This is a genomic window from Streptomyces sp. NPDC047130 (assembly GCF_040643475.1).
In the GTDB taxonomy this organism is placed as follows: Bacteria; Actinomycetota; Actinomycetes; order Streptomycetales; family Streptomycetaceae; genus Streptomyces.
Genome location: NZ_JBEYUK010000004.1, coordinates 212738 through 231107, shown reverse-complemented (window position 1 = coordinate 231107; position 18370 = coordinate 212738). Strand labels below are relative to the sequence as shown.

Below are 18370 nucleotides of genomic sequence, written 5' to 3'. Positions count from 1 at the left end.
CCGCACGACCGCCCCGCACGCCGCCGGCCCCCCGGGTGCGAGGGCGACCGGTGGTGCCGGTCAGGAGGCGGCGGGAAGACCGTACGCGTCGGCGACGAGGTCGTAGGAGCGGACGCGGACCTCGGGCCCGTGGGCGTTGGCCGTGAGCATCAGCTCGTCCGCCCCCGTGCGCTTCTGGAGCGCGTCCAGCCCCTCCCGCACCTGCTCCCCCGTGCCGTGCACGACGTTCGCGTTCCACGAGTCCACGAAGTGCCGCTCCGCCTCGGTCCAGGGGTACGCCTCCGCCTCCTCCGGGGTGGGGACCAGCCCGGGCCGCCCGGAGCGGAGCCGGAGCATGTTCAGCGCGGCGGCCCTGACCTGGCGCCGCGCCTCCTCCTCCGTGTCCGCGGCCAGCGCCGCGACGCCGATCAGCGCGTACGGCGCGTCCAGCACCGCGGACGGCCGGAACGACTCGCGGTACAGGTCGAGCGCCGGGACGGTGTTCTGCGCCGAGAAGTGGTGGGCGAAGGCGAACGGCAGCCCCAGCGCGCCCGCGAGCCGCGCGGAGAAGCCGGAGGATCCGAGCAGCCACACCGGCGGCCGGTGCGCCGACTGGACGCCTCCCGCCGCGGACGCCTGCACCGGCCCCGGCACCGCGTGGATCCGCGCGTACGGGTGGCCGTCGGGGAAGTCGTCGTCGAGGAAGCGGAGCAGTTCGGCGAGCTGCTGGGGGAAGTCGTCGGCGCCCTCGTTCAGCCGGTCCGTGCGCCGCAGCGCCGCGGCGGTGGCGCCGTCGGTGCCGGGGGCGCGGCCGAGGCCGAGGTCCACCCGGCCCGGCGCCATGGCCTCCAGCGTGCCGAACTGCTCGGCGATCACCAGCGGGGCGTGGTTGGGCAGCATCACGCCGCCCGAGCCCAGCCGGACCCGTTCGGTCTGCGCGGCCAGGTAGGCCAGGATCACCGCCGGCGAGCTGGAGGCGACGCCCGGCATGGAGTGGTGCTCGGCCACCCAGTACCGGTGGAAGCCGCGCGCCTCGGCGAGCCGCGCGATCCGCGCGGAGGTGTTCAGCGCGTCGCTCGAGGTGTACCCGGCACCGACCGTGACCAGGTCGAGCACCGAAAGGGGGACCGGGGCGCTGCCCTGCGCCGTGCCGCGGATCTCGTCTGCCTGCTGGGTCACCCTGGTACTCCCTCTCTCCACAACGTCGTGCGGTGGGCGACAACGCGGCGGGGCGGTGGCCTATTCCGCCACCGCCCCGCCGCGTGCCCCTCGGCAGGCGTCAGAGCACCGCGCCGAGGAACTCCCGGGTGCGCTCGTGCGTGGGGTTCTCGAAGATCTGCTCCGGCGGGCCGGACTCGATGACCCGGCCGCCGTCGAACATCAGCACGTCGTCGGAGATGTCCCGCGCGAAGTTCATCTCGTGGGTGACGCAGAGCATGGTGATGTCCGTGGAGTGGGCGATGTCACGCAGCACGTCCAGCACGCCGGCCACCAGCTCGGGGTCGAGCGCCGAGGTCACCTCGTCCAGGAGCAGCACCTGCGGCCGCATGGCCAGGGCGCGGGCGATGGCGACCCGCTGCTGCTGGCCGCCGGAGAGCTGGGAGGGGTGGACGTCGCACTTGTCGGCGAGCCCGACCAGCTCCAGCAGCTCGCGGGCCCGCGCCTCGGCCTCGTCCCGGGACAGGCCCAGCACGGTCACCGGCGCCTCGGTGACGTTCCGCAGCACCTTCATGTTGGGGAAGAGGTTGAACTGCTGGAACACCATGCCGATGTTCTTGCGGACCTCGGCGACCTCCCGGCGCTTGGCCGGGTACAGCCGTCTGCCGTCGACGGTGATGGTGCCCTCGTCCGGCTTGGTCAGGGTCATCAGCATCCGCAGGATGGTGGTCTTGCCGGAGCCGGACGGGCCGATCAGGGTGACGTGCTTGCCGGCCTCCACGGAGAAGTCCAGCTGGTCCAGGACCGTGTTCTCGCCGAACCGCTTGCTCACCTTGTCGAACCGGATCAGTTCGCCGGCGGGCGGCGTGGTGGCCTGGGTCTCGGGGGTGGGAAGGGTGTCAGACAAGGCGTCGCTCCAGGGATCGCAGGAGAAGGGAGGCGAGGGAGGAGATGACGATGAAGGCGACGCCGATCACCGTCACCGGCTCGGTGAACTCGAAGTGGTGCTGCGAGAAGAGCCGCGCCTCGCCGAGCATCTCCAGGACGGTGACGGTCATCAGCAGCGGCGTGTCCTTGAGCATCGAGATCACGTAGTTGCCCAGCGCGGGCACCACCCGCCGCACGGCCTGCGGCAGGATCACCGCGGTCCAGGTGCGCCGCAGCGGCAGGTTGAGCGCCTTGGCCGCCTCCCACTGGCCGGCCGGCACGCCCTCGATGCCGGCCCGGTAGACCTGCATCGTGTACGTGGAGTAGTGCAGGCCGAGGCCGATGACGCCCATGGTGAGCGCCGAGAAGGTCAGGCCCCACTCCGGCAGCACGTAGAAGAGGAAGAAGAGCTGCACCAGCAGCGGCGTGTTCCGGACGAACTCGGTGAACACGCCGACGGGCCAGCGCACCCAGCGGGTCGGCACCCGCATCAGCAGGGTCCACACCAGGCCGAGGGTGAAGGAGAGCAGCGAGCCCAGCACCAGCGCCTGCAGGGTGACCAGCAGGCCGTCCCAGAGGTGCGGCATGAACTCCGCGACGGCGTTCCAGTCCCAGTTCACGCGGCAGCACCCGCCTTCGCGTCGGCGGTCGCCTCCGGCGTCGCGGTCCTCACGACCTTGCCGGTGCGGACCTTGAGATTGCGCTCCAGCCCGCGCATCAGGCGGGTGAGCAGGAAGGCGAGGACGAAGTAGATGAGCAGGATGTACGTGTAGATCTCGGTGCTCTCCTGGAGCGCCAGCCGGATCAGGTTGCCGCTGAACGCCAGGTCGCCCATGCCCATGATCGACACCAGGGCGGTGCCCTTGAGCAGCTCGACCAGGAGGTTGGAGAACGGCGGGATCATCTCGGGCACGGCCTGCGGGAGGAGGATCAGCCGCATCCGCTGCCAGGGCGTGAGGCTGAGGGCGATGCCCGCGTCACGCTGGGCCTGCGGCACGGCGGCGATCGCGCCGCGCACCACCTCGGCGCCGTACGCGCCGTAGGTCAGGCCCAGGGCGAGGGTGCCGGCCCAGAGCGGGACGAGCTGCCAGCCGAAGGCGGTGGGCATCACGAAGAAGACCCAGAACATCATGATCAGCGCGGAGGTGCCGCGGAACACCTCGATGTAGAGGCCCGCGAGGAAGCGGACGATCCACAGCCGGTGGGCGCGGGCGATGCCGGCCACGAAGGCGACGGCGGTGGCCAGGACGGCGCTGAGCACCAGCAGCTGGACGGTGATCCACACACCGTTCAGCACCAGTTCCCAGAGTCCCGAGGTCATCGAGCTGTTCATCGGGCGCACAGCTCCTTCGCGGTCAGGTCGGTCATCTCCGACTCGGTGAACCCGAAGGGCCGCAGCACGCGGAGCAGCTCGCCGCTCTTCTTCATCTTGTGCAGTTCGGCGTTGAAGGCGTCGCGCAGCCGGGTCTCGGTGGGCCGGAAGGCGAAGGCGCCGCCGTCGATCCGGGGCTCGCCGTCCACGATCGGCGCGAACGGCTCCGTGGCCTCGGCCTTGGCCGACTTCTTGACCACCTCGCGGGTGGTGACGGCGGTGCCCGCGAACACGTCGGCGCGTCCGGACTCGACGGCGTTCAGTCCGGCCACCTGGTCGGGCACGATCAGCAGCTCGCTCTCCGGGATGCCGGCCCCGACCGCGTACTCGATCTGGGCGTAGCCGGTGCCGGTGGCGAACCTGGCCTTCTTCGCGACGACGTCCTGGTAGTTCCGCAGCCCCATCGGGTTGCCCTTGCGGACGACGAACGAGTCGAGCATCTGGTAGTCGGGGTCGGCGAAGATCACCTGGGCGCAGCGTTCCTTGTTGACGTACATGCCGGCGGCGACGACGTCGAACTGCTGCGAGTTCAGGCCGGGGATGAGGGAGCCGAACTCGGTCGGCACCGGCTGGACCGAGGCGATGCCCAGCCGCTTGAAGATCACCCGGGCGAGCTCGGGCGCCTCCCCGGTGAGGTTTCCGTCCTTGTCGATGTACCCGAAGGGTATTTCGCCGGCTATGCCGACCCGCACCACGCCCAGCGCGCGCAGCCGTTCCAGCAGGTCACCGCCGTCCTTGGAGTCCTCGGTGGGGACCCGGCTGCAGGCGGAGACACCGATCACGGCGGCCGTGGCGGCCCCCGCGGCCAGCACGCTCCGCCGGGTGAGTGGTCTTTCCTTCTTGAAGGGAGGTGAAGACATGGCCGCGCGCCTACCCGAGCTTCGATGGCCTAATCCGATCGGTTTCCCGGGCGGTGCTGGGTACCCGGACAGGGCCGCGACGACGGTGACGGTGCACGTGACGGTGACGGAGAGGCTGGACATGACCGCACTCGGATTCATCTACCCGGGCCATTCGGCCGAGGACGACTACCCGCGTATCGAGCAGCTCCTCGGCAGCGACATCCGGGTCGACGTGGTCCACACCGAGCTCGGCGAGGACGTGCGGCGGGTCGATGTCCTGCGGGCGACCGGTGCGCCGGGGCCGCTGGCGGACGCCTGCGAGCAGCTGCGGCTGTCGGGGGCGGAGTCGCTGGTCTGGGTGAACACGGCCGGCAGCTTCGTCGACGGCTGGGAGGCCTCGCGGGAGCAGGTCCGGTCGCTGGCGGTGGCGGCGGGGATGCCCGCCTCCTCGGCGTCCTTCGCCTTCGCCCACGCGGTGCGGGAGATCGGTGCGCGCCGGGTGGCGGTCGCGGCGACCTATCCGGAGGACGTGGCCGAGCTCTTCGTGCGCTTCCTGGAGGACGGCGCCGGCGTCGAGGTCACCTCGGTGCACGGGGCGGGCGCGGCCACCGCCGCCGAGGTGGCCGCCTGGGGCCCGGACCGGGTGCACGAGCTGGTGCTGGCGGCCGACCGCCCGGACGCGGAGGCCGTACTGGTTCCGGACAGCGCGCTGCACACCGTCTCCTCGCTGCCGGCGCTGGAGGCGGCGGTGGGCAAGCCGGTGCTCACCGCGAACCAGGTGTCGGCCTGGGAGGCGCTGCGCCTCACGGACCGCCGGGTGAACGCCCCGGAGCTGGGCGCGCTCTTCACCCGGGAGCCGCTGGTCCAGGTCTGACCACCGGCCCGCACGTCGTCTTCAAGCCTTCTTCATGAAGTGGTGCGTGCCCCCGACATATGCCACCTGCGCAAGCACCACCGGTGGCACGGCCGGGGGCCGGAAGGCCCTGTCCGGATCGCGTCGCCCCGGTATCGTGAGGCTGTCGATCGACCGGATCAACGGCCCGAACACGCTGGCGCAGGGGGAAACCGTGGCGCTGAACGAACCGGCCGAGTCGCACCACTCGGTCCAGGAGGCCCAACGGGTCCTGGACGTGGTGGCGCGGCACCCCGCCGGAATCACCGACGCAGAACTGGGCCGCCTGCTCGGCCTCCGCGTGCGGCGCCTGACCACGCTGCTGCGGATGCTCAGGCGCGAGGGCTACGTTCTGCGCCTCCCGGACGGCGCCTACGCCGTCGGAGACGCCTTCACGCGCCTGACCTCGGCCGACGGGCGCGAGCAGGCGCTGCGGGAGAAGCTGCAGCGCACCCTCGACCGGCTGCGGCAGGACGTCGGGGCGGCGGTCTACCTCAGCCGCTACGTGGACGGCGAGGTGAGCGTCACCCAGTACGCCGCCGGCCCGGAGGCCCCGGCGGTGAACGAGTGGGTGGACTTCCGCTCGGCCGCGCACGCCAGCGCGGTCGGCAAGAGCCTGCTGCGGCAGCTGGACGGCGACGGCCGCCGCGACCACCTCTCCCGGCACCGGATGCCGCGGCTGACCTCGCGCACCATCACCAGCGAGCGGCTGCTCCTCTCCCACCTGGAGGCCCAGCCGCCGACCTCGCCGGTGCTGGACATCCAGGAGTACGCGGTGGGCACGGTCTGCGCGGCGGTGCCGCTCTCCACGGGAGGGCGGGTCAACAGTCTGGCCCTGTCCATGCCGGTGAGCCAGGCGCACCGGCTCCGGGTGGCCGCCGACCGGCTGCACCGGGAGGCCGCGCCGGTGCTGCTGTCGATGTCCATCGCCTCCTGACGCCGCCCGCCGGGCCCTGGCGCCGCCTCCCCGCCGCGGAGGGGCCCGGTCCGCGGGAAAACCCGTTCACGAGCACCCCCGAGGACCAGGTAGTATTTTCTTCGTCGCCGGCCGCGGAACGCGGACGGCGGGAGTCATGCGCCGCTAGCTCAGTTGGTTAGAGCAGCTGACTCTTAATCAGCGGGTCCGGGGTTCGAGTCCCTGGCGGCGCACGGATGAAGGGCCCCTCGCCTCGGCGAGGGGCCCTTCGGCGTACGCGGCCCGATCAGAAGGTGACGTCCGAGCAGGCGTAGAACGCGTTGGCGGTGTCGGCGACGGTCCAGACCGCGACGATCATGTGCCGGCCGCTGAGGCCACCGGGCAGCGTGCCGCTGTGCGAGAGCGTCTGCGGCGGCTGCTGGTTGTTGTAAGGCACCGTGAGGAACGGCGTCAGGTTCAGGGCCGACCGGGTCAGCGGCGCGTTCTGGTTCCAGCCGGGCTTGGTGATGTAGTAGCGGAAGTCGCTCGTGGAGTGGCGGGCGGTGAACTGCCACCGGAAGGTGTAGCTCTGTCCCGCGGTGACCTTGGTCGCCGGCCAGGCGGCGCCCGAGGGCGTCTTCGGCTGGTCGAGCTGGTTGAAGGTCCCGTGGCCCGCCGAGCAGATGTCGCCGTCGGCGGGGCCGGCGGCGGGGAAGCCCTTGGGGCCCTCGACGCTCTGCGGCTCCCACTGGATGGAGCCGCAGTTCGTCACGGTGCCGTTCTGACAGAGCTTCTGCCGGCTGATGGGCAGGTCCGTGTAGCCGTGGCCGCTGGCGCCGCCGGTCGAGAGCACCATGACTCCCGCGGTGGCCATGCCGACCGAGGCCGCGTACATCTTTGTCCGTTTGCGCATGCCGACGCTCCCTGAGGGGTGGGGATCCGTTGCTGTGCCGAGTCGTTCCGAGAAGGTCTAGACCAAGTCCCACGCTAGAAGCGGAACCTGAACATGTCCATACCAATCTCGGCCGCTCTCGGAAGCTCGGCGGATCCTCCAACTCCGGAAGCTACGGCGCCGGTTCACCCCGTCCGGCGCAGAACGCGACGGTCAGGTCCTTCACCAGGACCTTCCGCTCGTAGTCGTCGAGCTCCACCAGGCCGCGCAGGGTCAGGCGGTTCACGGTGTCCTCCACCGAGTCGACGACCGCGCTGAGCACCCCGGCCCGCTGCCGTGCGTCCAGCGCCGCGATCCGCCGCCGCTGCATCACCGCGGCGACCTCGGGGGCGTACTCGACGCGGATCGGCCGCACCGCGAAGACCTCCAGGCCCACCGCCCGGGCGTCGGCGGCGACCTGGGCGGTCAGCGCCTCCTCCAGGCCCGGCTCCTCGGCATCGGTCCCCGCGCTCTCGTCGGCCGGCTCCATCGGCGGGTCGACCGGGACGCGGGCCAGCGCCGCCTCCACGCAGCGGCGCAGGTACTCCTCGTGGTCCGCCACCGCGTGCACCGCCCGCGCGGTGTCCTTGACCCGCCACACCACCAGCGTCCGCACCCGCAGCGCGACGCCGTTGGGGTCGGTCGCGCACAGCGGCTCGCTGCGCCAGTGCCTCAGCCGGACGTCGACCCTGCGGCGCAGCAGCAGGGGGTTGACCCACAGCAGGCCGGTGCGGCGGACGGTGCCGCGGTAGCGGCCGTACATGCCCAGCACCCAGGCGCAGCCGGTGTTGCCGCGGGCCAGGCCGCCGAAGCCGAACAGGCCGAGCGCCGCCGAGCCCGTGTACGCGGCCCACTGCACGGGGCCGAGCCCGGCCCCGCCGCCGGCCACGGCCGGCAGTCCGGCGATCTCCAGGGCGGCCGGGGGCACCACGCCGGCCCACCAGGTGGTGAGCGCGCCGCCCGCCGCCCCGACCGCGCCGGCCAGCACCCCGAGGGCGCCGGGCAGGGCGCGGCCGGGCCGCTCCTCCAGCGCCGGGTCGACGTCGGAGGCGACCGCGGGCACCGGGGCCGGACGGCGCCGGCCCGCGCGGGGCGGGCGCTGCGGGCCGATGGCGCCGGGGGCCGTGTCGGCGGGGGCGCCGGGTCCGGTGCCGGCGCCGCCGCGGGTGCCGGCACCCGCGCGCGTGCCTGTGCCGCCCGGGGTGGCGGTGGTCTCGACGCGGGCGACCACGGCGGGGGTCGCTCCGGTGGCGGGGTCGTCGCGGAAGAGGAGGTGGACGGGGATCTCGGTGGTCGCCTCGTTCTGGATCAGCCGCGCCTGGGGCCGCGCGGCCGGGGCGTACGGCGGCGCGGGAGCGGGCTGCGCCGTGTACGTGGGCTGCGCCGACTGGGCCGTCTGGGCCGACTGCGCGGTCGGCGCGGTCGGGAGTGTCACGGGTGCCGCGGGAGGCGGCTCCGCCGGGAGTGCGGCGGAGCCGCCCTGGGGGGAGGGCCGGGCCGCGGGGTCGGGCTCGGGTCCCGTGGCGGGGATCTCGTCGGTGGTCGCTGTCATGCCGGTTGCCCCTCGTGTCGCTGCTGCGTCGTCTGCGTCCGGTGGTTCGTCTGCGCCTGGTGGTTCGTCCGGGGGTGGGGCGCGCGGGCCGGGCGCGGGCCCCGGTGCACCCCGTTCACCCGGTTCACCCGGTTCAGGAGAAGAGCCGGCGCCAGGTCTCCGGCCCGGGGTAGCCGTCGGCCGCGCCGCCGCGCCAGCCCTGGGAGCGCTGGAACTCCTGCACCGCCCTGCGGTCGGCGTCCGTCCACTCCGGTCCCGGACCGGCGGTGTAGTGGCGGCCGTAGCCCTTCTTCACCAACTGCCGCCCCAGCTGGGTGACGTACGCGTTCCTCGCGCCCGGGCGGAACGCGGCCCGGCCGGGGTAGCCGGTGACACCGTGCGAGGAGGGGGTCCCCTCGGGCGGGATGTCGCGGCCGGCGCCGGTGACGAGCAGCCGCCAGGTCTCCGGGCCGGGAACGCCGTCCGCCTGCGGGCCGGTCCAGCCCTGGGCGCGCTGGAAGGCCCGGGTGGCCCGGCGGTCGGCCTCGGTCCAGCGGGGGCCCGGGCCGTCGGGGTAGAAGCGGGCGCCGCCGCGTGCGGCGAGCATCCGGCCGAGGCGGGTGACGTGGGCGTTGCCGGCGCCGGGGCCGAAGAAGGCCCGGCCGGGGAACGCGGCGGCCTGCCCGGCCCCGCCGCCGGAGGCGGGCTCCCCGGCGCCGCCGGGGGCGAGGGCCCGGTAGCGGTAGGGGACGTAACGGCCGCCGTCCTTCGGGTACGGGTACGCGAGCACCCGGCGCACGGCGTGCGGGCGGGTCTGCTCGTAGGCGACGTAACGGGTGTGGGTGTAGTCGGTCCAGCCGCCGAAGATCACGACGTGCGAGCCGTTCTCCGGGTCCGCGGGGTCGTGGTGGAGCAGGATGTCGCCGGGGCGGAGGTCGTCCTTCTCGATCCGCACGGCGAAGTCGTCGAGGGTGCCGGTCCAGGCGTTCGCCGGCAGGTTCCAGGCCATCGCGACGAACCCGGAGCAGTCCTGGCGGTAGCCGTCGCTCCAGTTCCGCGTCATGTCGTACGGCACGCCCGCGTCGGTCCAGCGCCGCGCCCGTTCGAGGATCTCCCCCCGCGACACCGACCGCAGCGTCCCGGGCTGCGCCGCCTGCGCCCGCGCGCCCCCGGGCCGCCCCTGCTCCGCCTGGCCGGCGCCGGACCGTTCGGCCTGGCGGCCCACCGGCGCGGCCACCGGCGCGGCCACCGGTGCGGCCACCGGTGCGGCCACCGCCTCGGGGCCTTCCTGGGCCGCGGGGGCGACGGCCGCCACCGCCGGGCCCGCGCCCATCGCGGTGGCCGCCGCGGCGGTGACCGTGACCACGCGGGCCCCGGCCGGGTGCCGGACCGCGGCGCCCCCCGCGCTCCCCGGCATCGCCCGCCGCCAGTGGACGCACCCCGCGCAGTCGCACGTCCCGGCGGGGTCGAACTCCTCGAAGGCCGGTTCCGTCATGCGATCTGCCTCACATTTCGTAGGGAAATGTCCGCGCTCGTGTACGTTCGCCAGTCTCGCAACCCCGCGCCTGCGCCGCATGTTGACGGTCCGAATGATGTACGCGGCCACCCGGCGGGACGAAAGGGGCAGGTGGGGCGGTCGGGAGCACCCCACCGGGTGGGGTAGAGTTTTCTCTGTCAGCAGGCGCCGCTAGCTCAGTTGGTTAGAGCAGCTGACTCTTAATCAGCGGGTCCGGGGTTCGAGTCCCTGGCGGCGCACGACAAGGCCCTCGCGCGAGCGAGGGCCTTTTTGCTGTCCCCATGACCGCCACCGCGACCGTCGCCGCCGTCGGCCAGACCCTCCGCGAGGGGGGAGCCCGCCGCCATCGGGGGGCGCACAGCCGCCCCACATACCCCACCCTCACCCCCGACCGCCCCATTGTGCTTGTATGACCGGTTACGACCGCGTTTCGCATCTTGCGATCATGCTCAAACCCGTAGAACCCTGGACACAAGTCGCCGCGTTGTCGCGGCCGTTGGGGGAGGCGCGGCGCACGGCTGCCGCCGCGGGCGGGGGTGGGGCCCCGTACGGACCGGACGCCTGGGGGGCGTCCAGCAGCCGGCCAGGGGGAGGACACGAGTGACGGACACGCGCCGCGGCATCGCCGTGGCGCGTGCGGGGGGATGACTTCATGACGTCGACGCCGCAAGGCGCCGCGCAGGACTTCGGCGCGTCCAGGAACGCATCGCCGCGCAGAGCCGCGGCACCGCACCACGGGGCGTCGGCCGCCGGCCGCACCCCGGCGACCGGCACGACCACCACGACCGGCGTCTTCCGCCGGCTGCGGCGGTCCCTGCCGGCCTACGACTACGAGCACTACAGCCGGCTGGCCGGGCCGCTCACCCGCCCGGATCCGGAGCAGCCGTACCGGGTCCGTTACCGCTCGCTGCTCTCCCAGGAGCCGCACCGGGTGCGGGTCTCCCTGATGCTGCTCGCGGCCCCGCTGCTGTCGGTGGGCCTGCTGGTCTGGCTGCTCCAGCCGTCGCACTGGACCGAGCGGGACTACCCGACGTACGCCTTCCTGCCGGCGCTGGACGTCGTGATGCTGGTGTCGATCGGGCTGATCGAGCTGTTCCGCTGCGCCAACGTGCTCTCCAACGCGCACGCCACCCTGGTCGCCCGGGACCCGGTCCCGGTGGTGCCGGAGACGGGGACCCGGGTGGCCTTCCTGACCTCCTTCGTGCCCGGCAAGGAGCCGCTGGCGATGGTGACCAGGACCCTGGAGGCGGCCGTCCGGATCCGCCACCGGGGCGTGATGCACGTCTGGCTGCTCGACGAGGGCGACGACCCCGAGGTCAAGGAGGTCTGCGCGCGGCTGGGCGTGCGGCACTTCTCCCGCAAGGGCGTCGAGAGGTGGAACACCGCCAAGGGGCCGCACCGCGCGAGGACCAAGCACGGCAACTACAACGCGTGGCTGGACGCGCACGGCGGCGACTACGACTTCTTCGCCTCGGTCGACACCGACCACGTGCCGCTGCCGAACTACCTGGAGCGGATGCTCGGCTTCTTCCGCGACCCGGACGTCGGCTTCGTGATCGGCCCGCAGGTCTACGGCAACTACGACACCTTCGTCACCAAGGCCGCCGAGTCGCAGCAGTTCCTCTTCCACGCGCTGATCCAGCGCGCGGGCAACCGGTACGGCGCGCCGATGTTCGTGGGCACGTCCAACGCGGTGCGGATCTCGGCGCTGCGGCAGATCGGCGGGCTGTACGACTCGATCACCGAGGACATGGCGACCGGGTTCGAGATCCACCGGCACCGCAATCCGGCCACCGGGCGCAAGTGGCGGTCGGTGTACACGCCGGACGTGCTCGCGGTCGGCGAGGGGCCGAACTCCTGGACGGACTTCTTCACCCAGCAGCTCCGCTGGTCGCGCGGCACCTACGAGACGATCCTCAAGCAGTACGCGAAGGGCTTCTGGTCGCTGCCGCCCGGCAAGCTCTTCAACTACACGATGATGATCATCTTCTATCCGGTCTCCGCGCTGAACTGGATCCTGGCGGCCCTGAGCTGCGCGCTGTTCATGGGGCTGGGCGCGTCGGGCGTGAACATCGACCCGGTCGTCTGGCTGATGCTGTACGGCAACGCGTCGGCGCTGCAGATCGGGCTGTACGTGTGGAACCGGCGGCACAACGTCTCGCCGCACGAGCCGGAGGGGTCGGGCGGCGTGGCGGGCATGGTGATGTCCGCGCTGTCCGCGCCGGTGTACGCGCGGTCGCTGCTGGACGCGGTGCTGCGGCGCCGGAGCCGGTTCGTGGTGACGCCCAAGGGCGACTCGGCCAGCCCGGACACGTTGTTCGGGACGTTCCGCATCCACCTGTTCTTCATCACGGTCTTCGGCGCGGCCATCGGCGCCGGTTTCTGGCAGGGGCACGCGCATCCGGCGATGGTGGTCTGGGCGTCCTTCGCGCTGCTGATCACCGCGCTGCCGATCGTGGTGTGGCGGCTCACGCTGCGCCAGGAGCGCCGCCGGCTCGCCGCGCCGCGGCCCGCTCCGGCCCCGGTTCCGGGCGTGGCGGCGACCACCGCCACCCGGGTCGCACCGCCGCACGGAACGCCCGCCTGGTCCGCGACCAGGCCGCCGATCGGCTCGGGCGCGCACGCGCGGCCCATGCCGGCGACGGTGCCGGTACCGGTGCCGGCGGCGGTCGGGGCGTCCCCGTCCATGCCCGCCCAGGCCACGGCGCCCCCGCCGGCCCGGCCTGATCGCGAGGCCTCCGGCGGCCCGTCCGAACAGCGCCGCCCGAGCTGGGCCGCCGACCCCCGCGAGACCCTGGCCCTGACCGCGCCCCGCGATGCCCGCGGCCCGTCCGCACCGGCCGCCGCGGCGGTGACCGCGGCCCGGACCGCCGGGGCGGAACCGGCCGACGCGCCGCCCGCCGGCACCGGCACGGGGCCGGTGGACGACCGGCCCGCGGCGGACCCGGCCGTGGCCGTGGAGACCCGGGAGACCCGGGAGACCCGAGGGGAGGGGACGCGGGGATGACGCCGGGCAGGCCCGACCCCACGCGGCGCAGGTGGCGCCGCATCGCCGTGGTGACGGCCGTGGTGCTGGCCCTGGCCGGCGCCAACGGCCCGTGGCTCTACCGTTTCGGCTCCGAGAAGTACCACGCGTACCGGATCGACCGGCCGGAGTACAAGGCGCGCAACGGCCGCTGGGAGATCGTGGAGTTCCCGGAGGGGTACCGCCAGAACACCATCCACGCCGCCCTTCTGCGCACCGGGAAGGTGCTGCTGGTCGCCGGGTCGGGCAACGACCAGGAGAACTTCGACGCCAGGCGCTTCGACACCCGCGTCTGGGACCCCGTGAAGGGGACGGTCAAGAAGGTCCCCACCCCCAGCGACCTGTTCTGCACCGGCCACACCCAGCTCGCCGACGGCAACCTGCTGATCGCGGGCGGCACCCAGCGCTACGAGAAGCTGAAGGGCGACGTCACCAAGGCCGGCGGCCTGATGGTGGTGCACAACGAGAACCCCGACAAGCCGATGACCATCAAGGCGGGCACCCGCTTCACCGGCAGGAAGAACGGCAAGACCTTCGTCGCCCAGGACGCGGTGCTCGTCCCGCGCGCCAGGAAGCGGTTCGACCCGGAGACCGGCAGGTTCCTCGGCAACGACGCCGGGGTGGGCCGCGTCTACGTCGAGGCGGAGCGGCGCGGCGCCCGTCACGAGACCGGCGCCGAGGACAACTACCGCGTCCGGGGCCTGCGGGGCGCGGACGCCCGCAACACCTACGGCATCGCGCAGAAGCTGGCGTTGGACAAGAAGGACTTCCAGGGGATCCGCGACGCCTACGAGTTCGACCCGGTGGCCGAGCGGTACGTCAAGGTCGACCCGATGAAGGAGGCCCGCTGGTACCCGACGCTCACCACGCTCTCCGACGGGAAGGTCCTGTCCGTGTCGGGCCTGGACGAGGTCGGGCAGCTCGTGCCCGGGAAGAACGAGGTGTACGACCCCGCGACGCGGTCGTGGGAGTACACCGGGAAGGAACGTCAGTTCCCCACCTATCCCGCGCTGTTCCTGACGCAGAGCGGCAAGGTCTTCTACTCGGGTTCCAACGCGGGTTACGGCCCCGCCGACAAGGGCCGCGACCCGGGTGTGTGGGACGTGCGGACCAACGAGTTCACCAAGGTGCCGGGGATGAGCGACCCGGACCGGCTCGAGACCTCCGGGACGGTGCTGCTGCCGCCCGCGCAGGACGAGAAGTACCTGGTCATCGGCGGCGGAGGGGTCGGCGAGTCACGGGCGTCGACCAGGAGGACACGGCTGGTGGACCTCAGGGCCGAGAACCCGCGGTTCACCGACGGGCCCTCGCTCGGCCGCGGCACCCGCTACCCGCAGTCCTCGATCCTGCCGGACGACACCGTGCTCGTCTCCGGCGGCTCGGAGGACTACCGGGGGCGGTCGGGCTCCGACATCCTCGAGGCCCGGCTCTACGACCCGGACCGCAACAGCTTCCGCCGGGTCGCCGACCCGCTGGTGGGCCGGAACTACCACGCGGGTTCGCTCCTGCTGCCGGACGGGCGGGTGATGTTCTTCGGCTCCGACCCGCTCTTCGCCGACCCGGCCAACTCCAGGCCGGGCGTCTTCGAGCAGCGCATCGAGGTCTACACGCCCCCGTACCTGTACCGGGGCGGGCGGCCGGTGGTGAAGGGCGGCCCGGGCACCCTGCGGCGGGGCGGCACGGCGGTCTTCCGTTCCCCGGACGCCGCACGCCTGGAGACGGCTCGGCTGATCCGGCCCAGCGCCTCCACGCACGTCACGGACGTGGACCAGCGGTCGATCGCGCTGGGGCTGGAGAGGACGGCCGGCGGCGTGGAGGTGACCGTGCCGAAGAACCGGAACCTGGTGCAGCCGGGGTGGTACATGCTGTTCCTCACCGACCGGGACGGGGTGCCGTCGACCGCCCGGTGGGTGAGGGTGCCCTGAGGCCGGGCGGCGGAGGGGCGGGCCCTGGGACCGGGCCCGCCCCTCCGCCGTGCCGTCACCCGGAGGCCCGGGCCAGCTCCAGCGCGTACTCCGGCCACCACTCGCCGGCCTTCGGGCCGCCCTTGCAGGTGCCGTCCGACTCGCCGGGCCGCTTGGCCCAGACGTAGGCGTCGACCAGCGGGTCCGCCGTCCGGGTGGTGGGTGTCTCGCCCAGGGCGCGGCCCGGCGGGTTGCACCAGCGCTCGCCGGGATCGCCCTCCTGGTAGGGGCCGTTGCCGTTGCGGCTGGTGTCGACGACGAAGTGCTTGCCGCCGGTCCTCCCGGAGAGCGCCTTGCCGTAGGCGATGGAGTCCTGGGTGGAGTAGAAGTTGGAGACGTTGACCGCGAAGCCGTCGGCCTTCTCCACCCCGGCCCGCCGGAGCGGCTCCCAGATCTGCTCCGGCTGCCCCCAGCCCGCGTTGCCCGCGTCGAGGTACACCTGGGTGTTCTTCAGCTCCTTCAGCCGGCCCACCGCCTCGTCGAGCAGCGCGTACCGCTCCTCGTGGAACTCGGCGGGCGTGCACCCGTCGACGAGGTGGAGCACGGCGTCGGGCTCCAGGATCACCGTGGCCGGACGGTCCCCGATGCCGCGGATCACGCCGTCCAGCCACGCCCGGTAGGCGTTGCCGTCGGGGGCGCCGCCGCCGGAGTAGTTCCCGCAGTCGCGGTGCGGGATGTTGTAGAGCACCAGCAGGGCCCTGCGGTCGGCCTCGACCGCGGCCTCGGTGAGCGCGCGGGCCTCGCTCTCGGGTGCGTCCGTACCGATCCACTCCCCCACCGGCTGTCGCGCTATCCGCCGGATCGCCTCGGCCTCGGCCTCCCGGCCCTCCCTCTCGTAGGCCTGGACCTGACGGGCCGCGTTGCCGTCCGGGTTGACCCAGAACGGCGCTCCCGGCGCGGCGGCCGCCCCCCGCTCCTGCGGCGGCTGCCGCTTCTCGCCGCCGCCGTCGTCGCCGGAGCACGCCGCGGCCGTCACCAGCAGCGTCGTGCCGAGCGCCGCCGCGCAGAACCGTCTTCCTGCCCGGGCTCGCCTGATGGCGTCCATCCTCTTCCCCCCTGGTGTCCCCCCTGGGCGCACTGTCGTCCTCATTCTCAGTCCTGACATTTCAGTTGTCACCCACGCGAATCCAACGCAGGGCACCAAGACGGAAGTTCCGGATCATCACTCGTCCGAACCGGTGAGATAGGCGGAGATCACCACATTGGCCGTATAGGCCCGCGCCGCCTCGTCCCATGCCCCGGCACAGGTCACCAGCCGCAGTTCGGCGCGGCCGGGTCTGCGCGGGCCGTAGGCGAGACGGGCGTCGAAGCGGTCGCGGTCCAGGGTCCACACATCCTCGACGGTGAACCGGGCCGCCCGGCCGTCGCTCCGGTGGACCCTGATCTCGGCGCCGGGCCGCAGTTCGCCGAGCCGGTGGAAGACGGCCGCCCCGCTCGCGGTGTCCAGGTGGCCCGCCAGCAGGGCCGGGCCCGCAGCTCCGGGGGCGGGGCCGCGCTGCCACCAGCCCACCGCGCCCGCCATCTCCGCCGGCGGCGTCCCCGGGGCGCCCGAGGCGTCGAGCGGCCGGGGCACCACGGGCGCTCCGAGTTCCAGCGAGGGGACGGCGATCCGCACCGGCGGGGAGGGCGGCAGGGGCCGCCGGGCGGCCGGCAGGCGGACACCGGGTCCGGGCGCCGCGGAGGCCGCCGGGCCCGCCCCGTCCCGGCTCCGGGCGGCGGGCGGCGCCGGGTCGACGTCCGTCAGCTCGGCCGCCCAGGTCAGGGTGGCGCCGAGGAGGAGCGTCCAGGTCAGGGCGGGCAGCAGTCGTCCGCCGCGCACGGTCACCGCTGCCTCGCACGTCGCCTCCGCGCGGTCCGCGGCACCAGCACCACCACGGCCGCGGCGACCCCGGCCAGCACCAGGCCGGTCACCGTCTGGGCCGCGCCGGGCGCGGCGGCGTCCGCCTCCGGCTCGGCCTCGGCGCGGGCCAGGCCGCCGCCCCCGGCCGGGACGGGGGCGGTCGGCGTGGCGGGCGGGCTGCCGGCGTCGGCGCGGGCGCCGGCCACCGTCACCGCGGCGCGGCGTTCGGGCACGCCGTCGCACCGCACCCGCACCGGGTAGGGGCCCGGCCGCGCGCCGGACCGCACGCGGGTCTCGCCGCTGAGCCTGCCGTCGGCCCCGGTACCGGTGAGCCTGGCCTCCGCCACGAAGGCGTCGGACGCGGCGGTGCCGGTGCGGCCGTCGCAGCCGTCCACCGTCACCCGCACGTCGTCGCCGGGGCGCGGCGCGGTCGGCGCCACGGCCACGGCCCTGTCACCCTCCTCCGCGAAGGTGCCGCCGGCCACCGGGGTGAGCGCGACGGCCACCGCGGCGCCCGCACAGCTGAGCGTCGTACGTAGTGCACCCATCACGAACCTCCCGTTACCAGGAGACTCCCCCGGACCACGCGGTCCTGATCGGGACCGTACCGGGTATGCCACGAACGAACGTGCCCGCGCCGCCCGTTCGGAGCAGCGCGGGCGGCTCGGGCGCCGCGGGCCTCGCCCTGCCGGGCGTCACACCAGGTCGACGATGTCCGCGATCGACTCGACGACCTCCGACGGGCGGAACGGGTAGTTCTCCACCTGGTCCTTGCCGGTCGAGCCGGTGAGCACCAGGTAGGTGCGCATCCCGGCCTCCATGCCGGCCAGCACGTCGGTGTCCATCCGGTCGCCGATCATGGCGGAGCTCTCCGAGTGCGCGCCCAGCCGGTTGAGGCCGGTGCGCATCATCAGCGGGTTGGGCTTGCCCGCGAAGTACGGCTGCTTGCCGGTGGCCCGGGTGATGAGCGCGGCCACCGATCCGGTGGCGGGCAGCGGGCCCTCGGTGGAGGGGCCGGTCTCGTCCGGGTTGGTGGCGATGAACCGGGCGCCGGCGTTGATCAGCCGGACGGCCTTGGTCATCGCCTCGAAGGAGTAGGTGCGGGTCTCACCGAGGACCACGTAGTCGGGGTCGTGGTCGGTCAGGACGTAGCCGATGTCGTGGAGCGCGGTGGTCAGGCCCGCCTCGCCGATGGCGTAGGCCGTGCCGCCGGGACGCTGGTCGTCCAGGAACTGGGCGGTGGCCAGGGCGGAGGTCCAGATGTTCTCCAGCGGCACGTCCAGGCCCATCCGGCGCAGCCTGGCCTGCAGGTCGCGGGGGGTGTAGATCGAGTTGTTGGTCAGGACCAGGAAGGGGCGGTCCTTGTCCTTCAGGCGCTTGATGAAGTCCTCCGCGCCGGGGATCGGCACGCCCTCGTGGATGAGGACGCCGTCCATGTCGGTGAGCCATGACTCGATGGGCTTCCGCTCGGACATCCACAGCCTCCTGAACCTCTACT

Annotated in this window: 16 protein-coding genes and 2 tRNA genes; 6 read left to right on the top strand and 12 right to left on the bottom strand. The window is 73.5% G+C overall.

The annotated features are described in order from the left end of the window. Positions 1 to 60: 60 nt before the first annotated feature. The 5 genes from ABZ836_RS08385 to ehuB form a co-directional block, all read right to left on the bottom strand. Positions 61 to 1158, bottom strand: coding sequence for an LLM class flavin-dependent oxidoreductase (locus ABZ836_RS08385; protein WP_356139300.1), 1098 nt, complete (start codon positions 1156 to 1158; stop codon positions 61 to 63). A 100-nt stretch (positions 1159 to 1258) separates the two neighbouring features. Continuing rightward, positions 1259 to 2044 carry an ectoine/hydroxyectoine ABC transporter ATP-binding protein EhuA gene (gene ehuA, locus ABZ836_RS08380; protein WP_356139302.1) on the bottom strand — a complete coding sequence of 262 codons (786 nt, stop codon included), beginning with the start codon at positions 2042 to 2044 and terminating at the stop codon, positions 1259 to 1261. Continuing rightward, on the bottom strand, positions 2037 to 2684 hold the full coding sequence (gene ehuD, locus ABZ836_RS08375; protein ID WP_356139304.1) for an ectoine/hydroxyectoine ABC transporter permease subunit EhuD: 648 nt from the start codon (positions 2682 to 2684) through the stop codon (positions 2037 to 2039). Before ehuD ends, ehuA begins: the two co-directional genes overlap by 8 nt. After that, positions 2681 to 3385, bottom strand: a complete 705-nt coding sequence (ehuC, locus tag ABZ836_RS08370; RefSeq protein ID WP_356139316.1) for an ectoine/hydroxyectoine ABC transporter permease subunit EhuC — start codon at positions 3383 to 3385, stop codon at positions 2681 to 2683. Before ehuC ends, ehuD begins: the two co-directional genes overlap by 4 nt. 8 nt (positions 3386 to 3393) lie before the next feature. Beyond that, positions 3394 to 4296, bottom strand: coding sequence for an ectoine/hydroxyectoine ABC transporter substrate-binding protein EhuB (gene ehuB, locus ABZ836_RS08365; RefSeq protein ID WP_361140640.1), 903 nt, complete (start codon positions 4294 to 4296; stop codon positions 3394 to 3396). A gap of 121 nt (positions 4297 to 4417) precedes the next feature. On the opposite strand from ehuB, the gene ABZ836_RS08360 reads away from it, so the two are divergent. The 3 genes from ABZ836_RS08360 (at position 4418) to ABZ836_RS08350 (ending at position 6319) form a co-directional block, all read left to right on the top strand. Further along, positions 4418 to 5152 carry a decarboxylase gene (locus ABZ836_RS08360; protein WP_356139308.1) on the top strand — a complete coding sequence of 245 codons (735 nt, stop codon included), beginning with the start codon at positions 4418 to 4420 and terminating at the stop codon, positions 5150 to 5152. A gap of 193 nt (positions 5153 to 5345) precedes the next feature. Beyond that, on the top strand, positions 5346 to 6107 hold the full coding sequence (locus ABZ836_RS08355; protein WP_361140871.1) for an IclR family transcriptional regulator C-terminal domain-containing protein: 762 nt from the start codon (positions 5346 to 5348) through the stop codon (positions 6105 to 6107). Between the two features lie 138 nt (positions 6108 to 6245). Further along, a tRNA-Lys gene (locus tag ABZ836_RS08350) sits at positions 6246 to 6319 on the top strand. Between the two features lie 53 nt (positions 6320 to 6372). Here the strand turns inward: ABZ836_RS08350 and ABZ836_RS08345 are convergent. The 3 genes from ABZ836_RS08345 to ABZ836_RS08335 all read right to left on the bottom strand — a co-directional run bounded on the left by ABZ836_RS08345 (position 6373) and on the right by ABZ836_RS08335 (position 10022). Beyond that, positions 6373 to 6978, bottom strand: a complete 606-nt coding sequence (locus ABZ836_RS08345; RefSeq protein ID WP_356139310.1) for a lytic polysaccharide monooxygenase — start codon at positions 6976 to 6978, stop codon at positions 6373 to 6375. A 151-nt stretch (positions 6979 to 7129) separates the two neighbouring features. Next, on the bottom strand, positions 7130 to 8548 hold the full coding sequence (locus ABZ836_RS08340) for an SPFH domain-containing protein (protein WP_361140636.1): 1419 nt from the start codon (positions 8546 to 8548) through the stop codon (positions 7130 to 7132). Positions 8549 to 8681: 133 nt separating this feature from the next. Next, positions 8682 to 10022 carry a peptidoglycan-binding protein gene (locus ABZ836_RS08335; RefSeq protein ID WP_361140633.1) on the bottom strand — a complete coding sequence of 447 codons (1341 nt, stop codon included), beginning with the start codon at positions 10020 to 10022 and terminating at the stop codon, positions 8682 to 8684. Positions 10023 to 10208: 186 nt separating this feature from the next. Here ABZ836_RS08335 and ABZ836_RS08330 point away from each other — a divergent pair. From ABZ836_RS08330 to ABZ836_RS08320, 3 genes are all read left to right on the top strand, one after another. After that, a tRNA-Lys gene (locus tag ABZ836_RS08330) sits at positions 10209 to 10282 on the top strand. A gap of 413 nt (positions 10283 to 10695) precedes the next feature. Next, a complete protein-coding gene (locus ABZ836_RS08325; protein WP_361140630.1) occupies positions 10696 to 13050 on the top strand; it encodes a glycosyltransferase family 2 protein in 2355 nt (784 codons plus the stop codon). Beyond that, complete coding sequence (locus ABZ836_RS08320; protein WP_361140627.1) at positions 13047 to 14993, top strand: kelch motif-containing protein; 1947 nt, start codon at positions 13047 to 13049, stop codon at positions 14991 to 14993. Before ABZ836_RS08325 ends, ABZ836_RS08320 begins: the two co-directional genes overlap by 4 nt. Before the next feature lie 55 nt (positions 14994 to 15048). On the opposite strand, the gene ABZ836_RS08315 is transcribed toward ABZ836_RS08320, so the two are convergent. From ABZ836_RS08315 to ABZ836_RS08300, 4 genes are all read right to left on the bottom strand, one after another. Continuing rightward, the gene (locus tag ABZ836_RS08315) at positions 15049 to 16077 is read right to left on the bottom strand and encodes a glycoside hydrolase family 6 protein (RefSeq protein ID WP_361140624.1); all 1029 of its coding nucleotides are present in this window, start codon (positions 16075 to 16077) and stop codon (positions 15049 to 15051) included. 117 nt (positions 16078 to 16194) lie between these two features. Further along, entirely contained in the window at positions 16195 to 16851 is a 657-nt protein-coding gene (locus tag ABZ836_RS08310; protein ID WP_361140621.1) for a class F sortase, read from the bottom strand. Positions 16852 to 16853: 2 nt separating this feature from the next. Then, complete coding sequence (locus ABZ836_RS08305) at positions 16854 to 17420, bottom strand: hypothetical protein (RefSeq protein ID WP_361140618.1); 567 nt, start codon at positions 17418 to 17420, stop codon at positions 16854 to 16856. Between the two features lie 147 nt (positions 17421 to 17567). Further along, positions 17568 to 18347, bottom strand: a complete 780-nt coding sequence (locus tag ABZ836_RS08300; RefSeq protein ID WP_361140615.1) for an HAD-IIA family hydrolase — start codon at positions 18345 to 18347, stop codon at positions 17568 to 17570. Positions 18348 to 18370: the final 23 nt, after the last annotated feature.

Coding starts and splice junctions, on each gene's coding strand:
- ehuC (WP_356139316.1), bottom strand. CDS start 3,385: ATGACCTCGGGACTCTGGGAACTGGTGCTGAACGGTGTGTGGATCACC.
- ABZ836_RS08345 (WP_356139310.1), bottom strand. CDS start 6,978: ATGCGCAAACGGACAAAGATGTACGCGGCCTCGGTCGGCATGGCCACC.
- ABZ836_RS08340 (WP_361140636.1), bottom strand. CDS start 8,548: ATGACAGCGACCACCGACGAGATCCCCGCCACGGGACCCGAGCCCGAC.
- ABZ836_RS08320 (WP_361140627.1), top strand. CDS start 13,047: ATGACGCCGGGCAGGCCCGACCCCACGCGGCGCAGGTGGCGCCGCATC.
- ABZ836_RS08315 (WP_361140624.1), bottom strand. CDS start 16,077: ATGGACGCCATCAGGCGAGCCCGGGCAGGAAGACGGTTCTGCGCGGCG.
- ABZ836_RS08300 (WP_361140615.1), bottom strand. CDS start 18,347: ATGTCCGAGCGGAAGCCCATCGAGTCATGGCTCACCGACATGGACGGC.
- ABZ836_RS08335 (WP_361140633.1), bottom strand. CDS start 10,022: ATGACGGAACCGGCCTTCGAGGAGTTCGACCCCGCCGGGACGTGCGAC.
- ABZ836_RS08360 (WP_356139308.1), top strand. CDS start 4,418: ATGACCGCACTCGGATTCATCTACCCGGGCCATTCGGCCGAGGACGAC.
- ABZ836_RS08305 (WP_361140618.1), bottom strand. CDS start 17,420: ATGGGTGCACTACGTACGACGCTCAGCTGTGCGGGCGCCGCGGTGGCC.
- ABZ836_RS08325 (WP_361140630.1), top strand. CDS start 10,696: ATGACGTCGACGCCGCAAGGCGCCGCGCAGGACTTCGGCGCGTCCAGG.
- ehuB (WP_361140640.1), bottom strand. CDS start 4,296: ATGTCTTCACCTCCCTTCAAGAAGGAAAGACCACTCACCCGGCGGAGC.